This window comes from Ideonella sp., assembly GCF_036277275.1.
Taxonomy (GTDB): Bacteria; Pseudomonadota; Gammaproteobacteria; order Burkholderiales; family Burkholderiaceae_C; genus Ideonella.
The window spans coordinates 16,471-30,995 of sequence record NZ_DASUNH010000024.1 but is presented as its reverse complement, the minus strand read 5'-3'; the positions used below and the strand labels follow the sequence as shown (position 1 = coordinate 30,995).

14 protein-coding genes are annotated in these 14,525 nt (G+C 64.6%); 4 read left to right on the top strand and 10 right to left on the bottom strand.

Going from position 1 to position 14,525, the window contains the following annotated elements; genetic code table 11:
- Positions 1 to 211 precede the first annotated feature (211 nt).
- Positions 212 to 406, top strand: coding sequence for a hypothetical protein (locus VFY73_RS05245; protein ID WP_329716865.1), 195 nt, complete (start codon positions 212 to 214; stop codon positions 404 to 406).
- A 52-nt stretch (positions 407 to 458) separates the two neighbouring features.
- On the opposite strand, the gene VFY73_RS05240 is transcribed toward VFY73_RS05245, so the two are convergent.
- A complete protein-coding gene (locus VFY73_RS05240) occupies positions 459 to 1,562 on the bottom strand; it encodes an MBL fold metallo-hydrolase (protein WP_329716864.1) in 1,104 nt (367 codons plus the stop codon).
- Between the two features lie 119 nt (positions 1,563 to 1,681).
- Between VFY73_RS05240 and VFY73_RS05235 the strand changes: the two genes are divergently transcribed.
- Complete coding sequence (locus VFY73_RS05235; RefSeq protein ID WP_329716863.1) at positions 1,682 to 2,944, top strand: phospholipase D-like domain-containing protein; 1,263 nt, start codon at positions 1,682 to 1,684, stop codon at positions 2,942 to 2,944.
- 67 nt (positions 2,945 to 3,011) lie between these two features.
- Here the strand turns inward: VFY73_RS05235 and VFY73_RS05230 are convergent, their stop codons facing one another.
- From VFY73_RS05230 to VFY73_RS05220, 3 genes are all read right to left on the bottom strand, one after another.
- Positions 3,012 to 3,587, bottom strand: coding sequence for a T6SS immunity protein Tdi1 domain-containing protein (locus tag VFY73_RS05230; protein WP_329716862.1), 576 nt, complete (start codon positions 3,585 to 3,587; stop codon positions 3,012 to 3,014).
- Positions 3,588 to 3,622: 35 nt separating this feature from the next.
- Entirely contained in the window at positions 3,623 to 3,826 is a 204-nt protein-coding gene (locus VFY73_RS05225) for a hypothetical protein (RefSeq protein WP_329716861.1), read from the bottom strand.
- An 896-nt stretch (positions 3,827 to 4,722) separates the two neighbouring features.
- Positions 4,723 to 5,085 carry a hypothetical protein gene (locus VFY73_RS05220; RefSeq protein WP_329716860.1) on the bottom strand — a complete coding sequence of 121 codons (363 nt, stop codon included), beginning with the start codon at positions 5,083 to 5,085 and terminating at the stop codon, positions 4,723 to 4,725.
- A gap of 259 nt (positions 5,086 to 5,344) precedes the next feature.
- Here VFY73_RS05220 and VFY73_RS05215 point away from each other — a divergent pair, with 259 nt between their 5' ends.
- On the top strand, positions 5,345 to 6,355 hold the full coding sequence (locus VFY73_RS05215) for a PHB depolymerase family esterase (protein ID WP_329716859.1): 1,011 nt from the start codon (positions 5,345 to 5,347) through the stop codon (positions 6,353 to 6,355).
- Here VFY73_RS05215 and VFY73_RS05210 read toward each other — a convergent pair.
- Together VFY73_RS05210 and VFY73_RS05205 are read right to left on the bottom strand one after the other, a co-directional pair.
- Positions 6,311 to 6,871: an ATP-binding protein gene (locus VFY73_RS05210; protein ID WP_329716858.1), complete on the bottom strand. Its 561-nt coding sequence runs from the start codon at positions 6,869 to 6,871 to the stop codon at positions 6,311 to 6,313. The two genes, VFY73_RS05215 and VFY73_RS05210, sit on opposite strands and share 45 nt — an antisense overlap.
- Positions 6,872 to 7,029: 158 nt before the next feature.
- The gene (locus VFY73_RS05205; RefSeq protein ID WP_329716857.1) at positions 7,030 to 7,233 is read right to left on the bottom strand and encodes a hypothetical protein; all 204 of its coding nucleotides are present in this window, start codon (positions 7,231 to 7,233) and stop codon (positions 7,030 to 7,032) included.
- 330 nt (positions 7,234 to 7,563) lie between these two features.
- Here VFY73_RS05205 and VFY73_RS05200 point away from each other — a divergent pair, with 330 nt between their 5' ends.
- Entirely contained in the window at positions 7,564 to 8,796 is a 1,233-nt protein-coding gene (locus tag VFY73_RS05200; RefSeq protein WP_329716856.1) for a TAXI family TRAP transporter solute-binding subunit, read from the top strand.
- Positions 8,797 to 9,218: 422 nt separating this feature from the next.
- Here VFY73_RS05200 and VFY73_RS05195 read toward each other — a convergent pair whose 3' ends face one another.
- From VFY73_RS05195 to VFY73_RS05180, 4 genes are all read right to left on the bottom strand, one after another.
- Entirely contained in the window at positions 9,219 to 10,472 is a 1,254-nt protein-coding gene (locus VFY73_RS05195; RefSeq protein WP_329716855.1) for a hypothetical protein, read from the bottom strand.
- Between the two features lie 38 nt (positions 10,473 to 10,510).
- Complete coding sequence (locus VFY73_RS05190; RefSeq protein ID WP_329716854.1) at positions 10,511 to 11,161, bottom strand: DUF4157 domain-containing protein; 651 nt, start codon at positions 11,159 to 11,161, stop codon at positions 10,511 to 10,513.
- A 194-nt stretch (positions 11,162 to 11,355) separates the two neighbouring features.
- Positions 11,356 to 13,128, bottom strand: a complete 1,773-nt coding sequence (locus VFY73_RS05185) for a hypothetical protein (RefSeq protein ID WP_329716853.1) — start codon at positions 13,126 to 13,128, stop codon at positions 11,356 to 11,358.
- A 13-nt stretch (positions 13,129 to 13,141) separates the two neighbouring features.
- Positions 13,142 to 14,518, bottom strand: a complete 1,377-nt coding sequence (locus VFY73_RS05180) for a hypothetical protein (protein WP_329716852.1) — start codon at positions 14,516 to 14,518, stop codon at positions 13,142 to 13,144.
- Positions 14,519 to 14,525: the final 7 nt, after the last annotated feature.

Sequence of the window (14,525 nt, the reverse complement as noted above, 5' to 3'; positions counted from 1 at the left end):
GGTCGTGAGAGGCGGCGATCGTGCGCCGCGGGCAACATCGCTTGGGCGGTTGCCGGGACGGTCAACCAGGCCGTTGCGGCTGCGGTCGTGCCTGTGCCGGCAAAGTACCGGGTTAGCTGGTTGCGACGTGAGCTGCACCATGCAAGCCCCTGAGCGCGTTAGGCCCACCCGGCCCGGCTAGAGTTGCCTCACGCAATGTCGGGAGACTGTCATGGGTGGACCCAGAATGCAGGACTTTCCCCCTGGTCTTCAGGGTGGCCTCGAGCACGACGATGAGGACCACCGCCTGGGCGAGACCGGCCAGACCGGCCCGGAGTCACCCGGCGATCTCAACCGCGGCCATCCGGAGCTCAGCCACGCCGATACCGAGGCCGACGGGCTGGATGCAGTGGTGCCGACGTCATAGCCCGCTCGCGCGCGTGTCGCGCGTGAGCAAGGCCGGCCGGTTCGGCGAACGCTCAGCGCGGCGCGGCTGGCGGACGACGAGGAATGCGGCGTGTCTCGCCAACCGCGAGCACGAAGAAGTCGTTTTCAGCAAGGCCCGCCGCACTGCGTTCCAAGATCAACTGGCGCGGCGGTTCGTCAAGCGCCTCGTCGGTCAGCTCGAAGGTACCCCAGTGCACGCCGAGTGATCGTCTGGCACCGAGATCCTGGTGGATCTTCACCGCCTCGTGCACGTTGACGTGCTGGTCTGCCATGAACCAGCGCGGCTCGTAGGACCCGATCGGCAAGAGCGCGATGTCGAAGCCGTGGCCGGCTTGCCGGGGCTTCAAGCGCTCGCGGATGTCGGTGAAGTCGCGCGAGTAGCCGGTGTCGCCGGCGTAGAAGAGGTGGCAGTCCGGGGCCATCACGGCGAAGCCGCCCCACAGGGTTTGCATGCGGTCGTTGAGGCTGCGCGATGACCAATGTCGCGAAGGCAGCAGCATGACCTCCACCGCGCCCGCTGGGGCGTCGATGGTGTGCGAATCCCACCAGTCGAGCTCCAGTGCCTGCGAGACGCCCTTGCTGCGCAGCCAATCCTCGAGGCCCAGCGGGACCACGAACAGAGGCGGCGCACCATCCTGCGCGTTCAAATGCTGGATGGAGGCTTCGTCCAGATGGTCATAGTGGTTGTGGGAGGCCACCACCACGTCGATGCGCGGCAACTCCTTCAGCGCAATGCCGGGCGGATGGTGCCGCCTCGGCCCAGCGAACTGCACGGGGGACGCCCGGTCGGAAAAGATCGGATCGGTCAGGACGTTGAGCCCACCCAACTGCGCGAGGACGGTGGCATGGCCGACCCACGTGACGGCCGGCTGCATGCCGGCTCCAGCCTTCGCATTGGCGTGCAGGAAGCCGAGGTCCGGCGGCGTGCGCGGAATCGGCTCGCGAGGTGGTGGCGGCAGGCCTTGCTTCGACGCATTCAAGCGCCAACGCAACACTTCGGCGAGGCTCTTGGGCCGGAAGTCGCTGTGATTGTTCTGGAACCCATCCGGTCGGTGGTGCGGTTTGGTCGGGTCGTAATAGCGGTTCCTGGGGCGGCTCACGGTGGCGGCATCTGGCGAGGGGTTGAAGGCGGCCATGATGCCAGCGCTGCAACAGGGCAGCGTCCAAGCGCTCGACACCCAGCGGCCCGCCGTACGAACGAGTGAGACGCTATGCTGGGCCATCGCCACGGTGCACCGCTGCGGAGGTTCCAGGGATGATCAGTTGGGTATGGGGCGGCTTGCTGCTCGTGTTGGTCGTGGTGCAGATCGTCGTGATCTGGTCCATCCGTCGTCACCACGACCCGGCCTTGCGCGTCGACTGCAAATCGTCCATCGACGAACTGATGCCCAGCCTGTCTGGGCTGACGCTGGGGACGGCGGTGGCAGGCAACCAGGTGGAGGTGCATGAGAACGGAGCGTTCTACGAGGTGCTGCTGGCGAGGATCGGCGCTGCCCGGCACTCGGTGCACTTCGAGACCTTCCTCTGGAAGGACGGCCAACTGGGGCGGCGCCTGGCCCAGGCGTTGATCGAACGTGCACGGGCCCAGGTACAAGTGCGCGTGCTGCTTGACGCCCAGGGGTCGAAGGGGGTGGGCGATGAAGTCACGCGGCAGATGCGCGAGGCCGGCTGCCACGTGAAGTTCTTTCATAAGCGGGCGTTGCGCAATCTCGGCGTGCTCAACGATCGAGACCACCGCAAGATCGCTGTCATCGACGGCCGTGAGGCCTTCGTCGGTGGCCACTGCATCGTCGACAGCTGGTTGGGGGATGCCGAAGATCACGAGCACTTCGCCGACGTCAGCCTTCAGCTTCGCGGGCCCATCGTGCACAGCCTGCAAGGGGCGTTCAGTGAAAACTGGGCTGGCGAAACCGGCGAGCTGTTTCTGGGCGACAAGGTGTTTCCGCCGCTCGAGGCCGCAGGCGACATACTCATCCACGCGGTGTTCGCCAAGCCCGAAAACTCTGCGCCCACCGTGAAGATCCTGCACCACACCGCCATCTGCGTGGCGCGCAAGCGCATCTGGATCCAGAACCCCTATTTCATTCCGGAGCCCGATGCGATCGATGCTTTTGGCGATGCCGTGCGGCGCGGCGTCGACGTGCGGGTGCTGATGCCGGCCACCAGCGGCTCGGACAACCCCATGGTGCAGCACGCGGGACACCGCAATTTCGAAAAGCTGCTGAAGTGCGGTGTGCGGCTCTTCGAGTATCCACACACCCTGCTGCACCAGAAGATCATGACCGTCGACGGGGTGTGGAGTGCCGTCGGATCGAGCAACTTCGATGACCGCAGCTTCGAGACCAACGACGAGATCAGCCTGTCGATCGCTGACCAGGCGCTGGCTGCGCGGCTGGACGGCATCTTCGAGAAATACGCGCAGCGCGCACAGGAGATCCAGCTGCAGGCGTGGCAGCGCCGCGGCTGGGCCCACAAGCTCAAGGACAACGCCTTCTATCTGCTGAACGAGCTGTTCTAGCACGAGGGCCGCTGCTGCGACGTGTCGCCGAAACAGGAGGCCAGGACTTCCGCATGGTCCTACAGAGTCAGTACCAAGGCCCTCGCACCTGTAGCGTGATCTGGCTGAGCAAAGCCCAGTAGATCTCAACATCGGCCACCTCGTAGTTCGATGGGTTGGCTTTTCCGCCGAGGACCAACGGTGTCTTGAACCCAACGCATTGATTCGCCGTCAATGGCCCGTTCTCCTTGGACCATGCGGCAAACGCGGCGGCGTCCAGCGCCTCCTCGATTTGGTCAACCAGGACGCAGCCGTGAAACTCTCGAAATCCGGCGGGGATGACAAATCGATCACCGGTGCAGGGGTCCAACAACAAGGTGCAACCGTCGTCCTCGCCGCCTGTTTGATCCAGCACAAACAGCCGTCCAAGCCAGTCGTGCCCAACAGGCTCCACTTTGTTGCCGAAGCGGGGAAACAACTCGCCGATCAGCCGGCGCCATTTTTCATGCTCGGTCTTCGGAAAAAGCGAATAAACGCCGTTGCCAATCGCCACCCCGGAGACGTACTTTCGGAAGTCGTCATCGCTAGCGACGTCAGCGCCCACAGGAATGCGCACCTGCCAATGGCTGATGAACCTGCCGAGCTCCGAATCAATCTTTGCCATTTGGGTGCAACCCGTGATATGGAAGGCCCGCCAGATCAACCGGCAGAAAGCAGCGGAGGCTGGGTGAGGTCCGCGTCGATGTTCATCAACGCACTGGCCAGGGCCAGGCTGCGCCAAAGCGCTTCGGGCATCTGCATGATCGCCTCGGGTGTCTTCGCCTGCGCAATCCAGGCGCTGATCTCGGCATGCTGGGCGGGGGTCAACAGGCTGCGGCTCAACATCTCGTCCAGTGTCTGCACTCGGGCCTCATTTCAATCGGCCTGGAGGCCGCATCGATCGATGGTAAACGAGCCGACGCCTCGCGCGCAGGCCGGTATCACGGCCGGGACTGCGCTTCGGCTCGCGCAATCAACCGACTGACCCGAGACACGGACAGCTCCAACTCGCGTGCCAACGCCGTCATCGAGATCCCGCCCTCGGTGTAGGCGCGGTACGCGCTTCTTCTCGCGTGTCGGATGTTTTCAGCCAGTGCGCGAGCGGGCGTACGCGCTGCGCTGCGCCTTGGGCGTATCGCGCGCCGCTTTGCGCGGCGCTTCGGCCAATGCCTGCATGCGGTCGACGAAATCAGCGTCGCCCAGGTAGATCTGCTGGCGCAGCGCGTCGCCCCACAGCTCAGTGCCATGCGCATCCGCGGTCGGACCCTGCGCTTTGTGACCCTGCGCTTTGCTTGCGATCAGACCGCTGAGCTCAAGAGAAATCGGTTGCCACCGGCTTGCTTGGCCTGCAACAAGGCGTCTTCAGCTCGCCGAATGGCTTCCCCGCAATCCTGTTGAAACGATAAGGCGCTGGCCCCACCGTGACGGTCAGTACGTGCTTGTGCGTTATGGCAGGCGACCGGACCTGATCGTAGTGGTCGAGCGCCTTCAATCGGTCCAGTCTCAGCTCTTGCTGCACAGCAACTCGAATGCCGACCGGCACGCACCGCGGGGCGGAGCTACTTCTGGATGCTGTGTCAACTCGTTCCCTATAGGCTGTGTGGATAAGACGTGCCCATGGGGGCGACTGCGGTGGGTGGTCCAGCGCATCACACTAATACTCATCGCCAAAGAGGTGTCTGTGCGACGCCGTACACGGGCTGGTCATTTCCGCCCTCCGTTGACGGCGTGAGAGCGTGCGCTGGCGGTTGATCAGTCGATCAAGCAGCTTGGCGCGCGCGCCTTCCACGAACTTCCGCCACGTCGACGACGCCCTCGGCCACTTCTTGCGCCTGTTGAGCGAACATGTCGTGACCCTGCCGCATCGTCACCATCCAGCTCTGGCTGACTTCGATCAGGAACTCGGTGTAGTTCTTCAGCATCCCCTGCATCAGGTGAGTGAAGGCACCAGACTGCGTGAGCTTCATCGCAGACTCGCTGGCTTGCTGGAGAAACTGGGCCGCATTCGCGGTGGATTGCGATGTGACCTCGGGCGACGTCGTGAATTGGGTGAGCAGATCCATATTGGCCTGCACCAGTTTCACGAAAGGCTGGGCTTGAGTTTGCATGACGTTGTCTTGCATGGTGAATCCTTTGGGGAAACGCGAGTAGGGCGAACAGCGGCTGATGTCCATCCGTGTCGCGGCTGTCGCATCTTGGCGACGGCCTACACAGTGCTGCTCACGCAGGGCTGAAGGACACCCCAGTCGCTGCCGGGCGATCGATGTCTATGCAGTGCAAGACATGTCGACCCAGTATGGCAGTTCACATAACCCTACGGAGCGATTCTTGCAATAGAGCGCAACCCACCTGACTTCACCGTGCGGCCCCAGAATCACCCAGATGAAGAAACGATTGCGAACTTCCTCTGTCTGGGCCAAGGCGTTCGAGCGCAGCTTCGTGGCCATGACTCGCACAGCAACCCAGTCGGGGACGCGCGCCCTGACGCGGGCGCTCAAGCCCGCCGTGGCTCGACGCACCCCTCCACCTGGGGCCGGTGCGTGGATACCTGGGGTCGCCATCGGTTCAACTGGTGTCAGACGATTCAGGCTGTATCGCCCACCTGACGTGAGAATCGATGAGCGTCTGCCGCTGATGGTCATGCTGCACGGCTGCGATCAGGATGCGAACGCCTTTGCGGCCAGCACGCGCATGAACCGCATCGCGATGCGCGAGCGGTTCATGGTGCTCTACCCGGAACAGGACCGTCTGGCCAACGCCCGCGGCTGCTGGAACTGGTTCGATACCGGCACCGGACGCGCCTATGGGGAAGCGGCGCTGATCATGAAGGCCATCGACCAGGTGTGCCTGCTGCAACCGGTGGACAGAGTGCGAGTGGCCGTCGCCGGCTTGTCGGCAGGGGCGAGCATGGCGGCTTTGCTTGTGACAAGACACCCGGAGCGCTTCAAAGCAGTGGTGATGCATTCGGGCATCCCCCCGGGGACGGCGCATTCCTCGTTGTCGGCGCTTGGTGCCATGCAGGGCCGTCGGCGCACCTTGCCGCTGGCTGCCACGCCGGTCACGATGGAAGCCAACTGGCCACCGCTGTTGGTGATCCACGGAGATGCCGACATCATCGTCTCGCCGCATAACGGCCACGTGGCGGCGCAGGTCTGGGCCGATGCGGCAGGCGCCCGGCCCGGCCAAGCCCGCAGCATTCAGCGCGGCAAGCGCTACCCCATGTCGGTGACAGACTTCAAGCGCAAGGGCGACACGGTGGCGACGCTGGTGGCGGTGGGCGGATTGGCTCACGCGTGGAGCGGTGGTGCGGCCAACAAGCCTTTCAGTGACAAGCGAGGGCCAGATGCGTCACGCATGGTGTGGGCCTTCGTGGCCAGACAATTCAGAGACTGACCCTGCCGCTGGGCTTAACCGAGATGACTGCGTGAGGATCTCGATGTTGAACCCTTCAGCCTCTTCAGGTGCCTGGAAAAAGGAAGAGACGTAGGTGAAGTCGTCTTCCGTCAAGTGATGGGAGCCTTCCGGCCGCTCGACATTGCGCTTCGCGATCTGCGCCAGGCACATCTCGTCGGAGGTGTTCACGTAGTGCAGCACGTGCGCAGCCCCAGCCTGCTCGAACACCGAGCGAAACCAACTGCGACCTGCCCTGGTATTGGCCTGGAAGTCCAACACCACGGATTGGCCGGTGTTCAACAGGCCTACGGCAAGCGGGCCGACCACTGTCTTCAGCCGCTTCGAGAACCGGACGTAGTCATCGAAGACCTTCATCTCGTCGCCGAACAGGCGCATGAGCCAGATGTCTTCGGAAATCAGCATCGCGCCGAGGTCTTGCGCAAGGCGTGACGCGACGGTCGTCTTGCCGGCCCCGGCTTTGCCGCAGAAGAAGTGAAGCGTCGGAGTAGATGACATAACGGGTTAGCCATTGACCTTTTGACGAACAGCGTCAGGCCGGTCTCCGACGATGCTTGGCAGGCATGCACATGTCATCCGCATGGATGTGGATGCGCGCTTCAAGTTGGGCGACCCCTCAGATGACGGGAGCGCCTGAACGGAGCATCGTGCTGCGATCAACCGGCAGAAAGCAGCGGGGGCTGGGTGAGATCCGCGTCGATGTTCATCAACGCACTGGCCAAAGCCAGGCTGCGCCAAAGCGCCTCGGGCATCTGCATGATCGCCTCGGGTGTCTTCGCCTGCGCAATCCAGGCGCTGATCTCGGCATGCTGGGCGGGAGTCAACAGGCTGCGGCCTAACATCTCGTCCAGTGTCTGCACTCGGGCCCCATTTCAATCGGCCTGGAGGCCGCATCGATCGATGGTAAGCGAGCAGACGCCTCACGCTTGAGATACCAGCCTTGAGTTGGCAGGCGTATCTGTTCTTGGGAGGTCACGGAGAATGCCGGTCGGAGCAGGGACGGCGGCGGCGAGCGAAGAAGAGGCGTCAGGTCAGGGCAACACATGGGCATGCGTGCAAAAGGGACGATGACGCCGCGGAATCGCAAGGCCTAGACTGCAGGTTCCCTGGCGCCAGGCGTCTGACGTCTGGCGGTGCCTCCACCCTGGGTCTGATTCAGCGATGCACCCTGATCAGTCGAGGAGCATTCGATGTCGCGTCTGAGCGTGTTGGTGCTGTTCTTGCTGACCACCTTGTGGTGGGCGGCGGGCAAGTTGGGGCAGGTCTGGCCGGCGGAGCAAGTGGTCATCCAAGCCGGGTCGCTGGGAGGCTCGTTCGATGCGTATGCACGTCGCTATGCAGAACACCTGGCCTCGCGAGGTCTGCGCGCCCAGGTAGGAAACCAGGACGACAGCCTGAAGATCATCGACAAGGTTGCCGATGCCACGAGCGGCGTGCATATCGGCTTCACCTCACAGCGCGTGGATGCGACGCGGTATCCGGCCGTTGCTTCAGCCGGAGTCATCGAGTTGCAGCCCTTGTTCCTGTTCCTGCGCCGCGGTCCGGCCGAGCCGGCCACGCTGGCGGGCCTGGTTGGCCGAAGGCTGGTGATGCCGCTCGAAGGAAGTGCCACGGCACAGGCGACCCAGGACGTGCTGGCTCGCTACGACGTAACCCCGCGAAACGCGACGTTCTCTTTCATGAAACTGAGCGAAGCGGTCGCGGCGCTGGAACGCGGGGAGCATGACGCTGGCTTCGTCATGTTGGCACCCGACCATGAGTTGGTACGACGGCTCGCGGCCAATCCGAGCTTGGTGCTGTACTCGATGAGCGACAGCGTCGGCATCTCGCGCAACATTGACTATCTCAAACCGGCCACGCTGGCGCGCGGCGCGCTCGACCTGAAGCTGCCGCTTCCGTCCCATGACACCGCGTTGATCGGTGCCACGGTCAATGTGGTCGTGCGCGAAGACATTCACCCGGCCGTGCTCTACGAACTCTTGCAGGCCATGAGCAACGTGCACAAGGGTCATACGTTGGTCTCCGATCCGGGAGAGTATCCGCGCCAGATCGGTGCTGCGTTGCCGGTGCATCCGCGGGCGTTGGAGTGGGCCAAGAGTGGCACCCCGTGGCTCTACTTGCATTTGCCGCCCGCTGTGGCTGGCGTGGTGGATGCGTACTGGGCGCCGGTCTTGGCCCTGTTCGCGCTGGTGTCCACGCTCAGTACGTTGCAGTCCGTCAACGGTCTCATCGAGGCTGCCGTGCTCGGCGTCGCCCTGCATTGGCTCGGCTGGTTGCAATGGCGCATCAAACGCGGAGGGCGCCCAGGCTGGATAGCGCGAATGCTGTTCCGGCTGGTCGAGGCGACCGCCGTGCGACAGGGGATGGAGCAGCGCGTATGCAGCCGGCTGGAACGATTGCGTTCGTACATGCAGACGGGCTGAACGGCCACGACGATCAACGTGGCCATGTATCTTCAGGACGTCTCGGTGGGGGCTGGGTCAATCCTGAATCGCGCGAACGAGGTGGACGACGAGTCCTGGCACACCTTTCTCACCGACGCATGCGAGGGAGAGCAAAGGCAAGACCCTACGCTTGCTTTATCGATCGATGGTAAACGAGCAGACGCTTCGCGCGCCGGCCGGCGGCACGGCCAGGTCCGCGCTTCGGCTCGCACAAACCATCGGCTGACCCGAGACACGGACAGCTCCAACTCGCGCGCCAGCGCCGTCATCGAGAGTCCGTCCTCGTTGGAGGCTATCAGGCAAACATCGCGGTCGATCAAGACGGCCTTCAGCCGCCCTTGAAACAGATGGCCCCCCCTAGCCATACCAGCGATTGACGCCTTGCCTGCAGACGTGCCGCGTCACTCTTCCCAATCGGATTCATCGTCCGACAGGTAGGTCACCCGCGGATCGTCCTCTCCCGACTCATAGCCCTCTTCTTCAGGGGTGAACGTGAACCGGGTGGTGAAGGGCTTCAGGCCCTCGTCGGCGCGCTCCTTGTCGCCGGACTTGGTGTCGGGGTTGCCACCCTTGCCGATGTTGGGTGGCTGCTTCGCGCGTTTGACCGTGGCCTTGTACCCGGTCTTCTTGGCCAGGGCGTGCAACTCGTCGGGTTCGATCGCGAGATAGGGGTTGGCGTTCTCGCCGGGGTACTTGTGGCTGATCGCCGCGCGTGTCTGTTCGGCTTGCCTGGCCGCCTCGCCCTTGAGCCCCTTCGTCGGGTGCTTGGCCAGTTTCGCGTCGCGGATCACGTTGCTGCGGCCATAGAGCTCGACCGAGCCGCTCGGCTTCAGCAAAGGCTTGGCGGTTTTCAGGAACCGATCGTCGGGCAGGTACTTCTTCTTGCCCGTGCCGCCGGGGTTCTGGACCTTCAGCCCGTAGCTCGCGCCCCCCACGCCTTTCACGCCGAACGGATTGGCACCGATCACACGGGCCAGCGAACCTTGGGGGTAGTGCTGGCCCAGCTCGTTGGCATCGACGCCGAACTTGGTCCGCAGGTTGGCCTTTCGCGCGACACCAAGAAAGCCGTGCTCGCCCTTTTCAGCCGCGATGTCGGTGGCGGCGTAGTTTTCACCGAACTTCTTGGAGAAGGCGCTCGAGAAGCGCCCTTCGCCGGCGCCCACCTCGACGACGGAGGGACGGTTCGCCTCCCTGAGCCTGGTCGCTCGCGAGTCGATGTTCCTGCGGGCCGCGGTCTTTCGCGGCTGCATGCGGTCGAGTGCGTCGAGGTTGGCGGCCACCTCCGGATCCAGGTGGCCGTGGATCCGCGGGCTGCCACGGTCCAACCTGTCGGCAGCGGCCTCGCGCCGTGCTTCTTGCTGCTTCTCTTTGTTCTTCCGCTTGGCCCTTCGCCTCTTGCCGTTCAGCTGCGCCACAGGCCCGCGGTCGCCCTGGCTGGTCGCCGGTGCCTGGCCAGTGTGCCCACTGCCCAGGGTGGCCTCGATCGCCCGGCGTTGCGCAACGATCCGAGGGGACTGGTCGATCGCGGATTGCGCCAGGCCATCGCTCAGGCCTGCGGGCGGGTGCGTGCGCTCGCCGTGGTCTGCCTGCGCGGACGCTGGCTGGTGCTGCGCCGTGTCTGCGCGGGCGTCGGCGCGGGTGTCGTGCATTTTCATCGAGACTCTCCTGATCGTGTCGCGTGCAACGGCCCTGCTCACGGCGTTTTCGGCTTCTTGCCGCGCTTGCCGGTGTAGCCCTTCTTCACCGCCTTCTTGCGGCTCTTGTCGATCGTCGGGTCGTGGTGGCCGGTGGTGTTCTTGTAGCGGCCGGTGGGCGCGCGGCCGCCGCCGAAGTGGTTGGGGTTGTGGCAGTCTTCGTGGCCATGGTCGCACTTGGCCAACTGGTGCACCGGGCCCTGCGGCGAAGGAGGGGCACGCTTGAGTTGAAGGCTGGCGCCCCCGGTGCATCCCGCGCAGGTGCAGACCTTGGCGTGATCGCCTTTGAGTTGCGCCGGCCACTTCTTCTGGGTGGCGCGGGTGCCCATGTGGTCGGCCTCGCGCTCCAGTTCCGGGTTGTCGTTGATCGCCACGCCGCCGGCTTCGCTGTTGGCCCTGACGCGGCCCTGGCGTTGCTGGACGAGGTGCCACGCCTCGTGAGGCAGGTGCCGCTCCTGGCCTGGCCCGAGGTGGATGTCGTTGCCCTGGGCATAGGCCAGCGCCTGCAATTGGGCGGGCTTCGACGAGTTGTAGTGCACTTGGACTTGCGAGAGGTCGACGCCGGACAGGGCGTGCATGCCGGCGCGCAGCGATTCGGGCAGTGCAGTGCGCGGGGGGGCCTGCTCGGAAGCCCCGTTCAGTTGCGCCATTTGCTTGCGCTGCGCGGTCTGTCGCGGGCTATTGTCTGCTGTCGTTCTGGACGATTGCTGTCGTTGGGCTGTTCGGTCAGAGGCCGGCTCCAGTTCATTGCGCCTGGCCGCAGAGCCTGGATGAACGAACTCACGTTGGGTCATGGTCGCGCTCCTAGTTCGGGCGCAGGCACTGAGGGCCTGCCTCCAGGGGGTTACTTGCCACGAGGGCGACTTCCGCGTCCGCGGCCGCCCCGGGTGCCCCGGTCCGCGCCGCGGCCGCCACCTCCTCGGCCTCTAGCGGATGTCTTCTGCTTCTTCGCTGGGTCGTTCGATGGCGAGGAGGCCGAGCGCTTTCGCTTGCTTCGGTTCGTCGAGGAAGCCGAGCCGTCGTCGGACACCTCCTTCCTGGCTGGGGTCTTCGACCGCGTCTTGGACTTTTCATAGACATCCGTCACTCGGGAGATGGCCGGACCTTCGCTGTCTTCGAACCGCTGCTTCTGTTCGTCTTCGAGGGGATGGAAGCGGACTGTCAGCAGGCCCTTGGACTTTCGCTTTGGAGAGGCATCCCGCTTGTCGCCGCTGTCACTGTCGCTGCTGCGTTCGCTGTTGGGCTCGGATTCGCCTTCTCCTGAACTGTCGTCTGCACTGTCGCGCTCTTTGCCTTTGCCGTCGTCGCCCAACACTGCCTCGATGTGCCGGATCTTTCGAGTGAGCCGCCGCTTCTCCTTCTTGAGGCGTTCCAGTTCGCGGCGATTTGTCTTCGCTGGAAGGCGCAAAAGCCGTGCCTTCTCGACTTCCGAGTCATCGTCCTCGTCGCTGAAATAGCCTTTGCCCACGCTCTCGATCTTTCGCCTCGACCGCACATAGGAATCGAACAAGCGATCGCGGCCCTGTTGATGCTTCAGCGTCTCGCCTTCGCTCTCGACGGAATACAGGTCGGGGCCTCCGAACCTGAGAATTTGCTCGATCTTGATGAACTTCGAAGGGTTGCTGGAGGTGTCATGCAAGCGGATCTGGCCGTTGCGATGCAGGTTGTTCGTTGTGTTGAAGTTGTCCTGGTACTGCTGCTGACTCTTCGTGACGGTGCCACTGCCGGAGAAGTTTTGGCCGGTGAATGCGCCGACGCCGCCGTATTGACCGCCGCCGAATGCGTCGGCAAAGTCCTCCTTCGTGTTGACGTTGCTGGCTATCACGTAGTTCGCCTGGGACGTCTGTGGCTGGTCCGGCGCATGGGCCAGGATGCCGACGCCTCGCGCGGTCAGCCCCTCCTGGTAGTCGTCGTCGTCCTTGTCGGAATAATCCGAATTCGCATGGAACCCCGCGTAGAAGGCCGATCCTTCTTCGAACTTCTCGCTCTTCTTCGCAAGGTCCTTGCTCTTCTCGTTGCGCTCGCCGATGCGCAGCCACGTCCCACTGCTGGTCTTGTCCGCGCGCACGGCGATCTTGCCTTGGTGGTAGTCGACGGAGTGCCAATCGCCTTCTTGCACCGCCGATCCCCGACCGCGACCCCTGCCGCGAGCGCTGCCACGTCCCCCACTTGCTCCACCTCGCCCCCTGCCGCCGCGAGCGCCTCTGCCGCCGCGAGCGCCCCTGCCTCGGCCGAGCGACTTGCTGTCTTTGCCCGCGACGATCTTTTTTTTGCCGATATCGCTTTGCGAATCCTCCGAGTCTTCCTCCGAATCGGACTCAAGTTGGGCAGGCGCGTTGCTCCATGCAGAGCCGCCGAAGGCCTTGGCGATCTGCTGCCGTTGGGCCGCCATCCGTGGCGCCGTGGAAAGCTCGACGGTCGATTGCCAGGGCGGGGTCTCGATCGGGCCACGCTGCCCGACGGCCTCCTGCGCCTGTCTGAGCTGCGTCACCTGCACGTGTTGGGCCAGCTGACGGGGACTGCAATCAGCCGCAGTGTGTTCAGCGTCGGCTTGAGTGGTGGCAGGTTGCGCGGTGTTCGTGTCGTTGCGTTCGGACCTGACCCTGGTGTGCTTCATGGCGCCTCCTCGCTCAACGGCCGGACGACTTGGCACCGGGGCGTGACTTCTTCGGCTGGCCGCGTTGCTTGTGTTCCTTCTTCTCCGCGAGCTTGCGGCGCCGCGCGGCTTTCTTCAGATCGGGCCGCGGCCGCGCCGAGGGCAGGGCGTCGATCTGGCGGGCGCTGGTGCTGGCCTGCGCGTCGGTGGCCGGGCGGCCCTTGCTCGTCTTGCGTACCGTGCCCTGGTAGCTGATGTAGTGGTCGGGGTGGCGGGGGTAGCGCTCGCCGTAGGCCGCGGCGGTGAGATCGGCGGTTTCGCGCAGCGGGTCGACCCGGCCCTCGTCGCCATCCGGCTTGATGAGGTTGCGCGGCGCGATGCTGAAGCCGATGCCGGCCTTGGGCTCGACGTGAGGCTTGTCCGGCGCGACCAGCCGGTCACGCTTGAACCGGTAGGCCGCCACGATGTCTTCGGGGTCGATGCGGTGGGTGACGTACTCGGCGAAGGGCCAGACAGCCGAAGCGTCGTCGGGGTGCTCGTCGTTGGGATCGTAGGCAAAGCGCGACGGGTCTTTCCAGCTCTGCCGGCCGGTCGCGTGGCGTTCGGCCACCTGCTGTGCCTTGTAGGTGTTGGTGGCTTGGCGCACACGCACGCCGTACAGGTAGGCGGCTTCTTCTTGTGCTTCGCTGTCATGCTCTGCGCCTTCAAAGGGAAAGAAGCAGGCACCGCGGACATCGCGCGCCACGCAGACACCAGTCGCCGGCACGATGTCTTCGGGGCCAGTGCGGTAGACGATCTCGTTGCCGGTCGGCTTGCCGTCTTCGGTGGTGTCGGCCGGGCCCAGGTCGCGCTCGGCCTTGGTGGTGAAGCCGGTCTTCAACACTGATCTTGGCGCACGGGTGTCCGAGCGCCACATCAGCGTCCCGTCTTCGCCGAAGTCTTCGTCGAACGGGCCTTGGGTGCCTTCCTTGGCGAGCACCAAGCCCCTGCCGCGAACGCCCCAGCTGGTCTCGTCCTTCTCGGCGAGGCGGTCGTAGAGCTCGCGCTTCGAGCGAGAGATTTCCGGCAACTGCGCCTCGAGCTTGCGCGGCCGGCGCTTGCGTGGGGTTCGCGCCGCGGTGGCCGATTCGCGCTCGGCCTGAATGCGCTCGCGCCGTTCGGCGCGGCGAGACTGGTTGGCCTTCTGGCGCTCGCGCCGCTTCTCGGCGGTGCGGTTCAGTTGCAAGGGCGCGCCATGCGGTTGCTCGACGGGTGGCTCGCTGGCCGATCCGGCCATCAGCTGCGCGATGCGTTCACGCTGCCCGCGTTGGCGGGGGCTGCCCTCGGGCGCTGCAAGCTGGCCCGCTGCGGCAGGCGCGGGTGACGCCACGGGGTCAACGGCGCGTTGTCGCTGCAGTGGCAAGGCCTTCATGACCGTG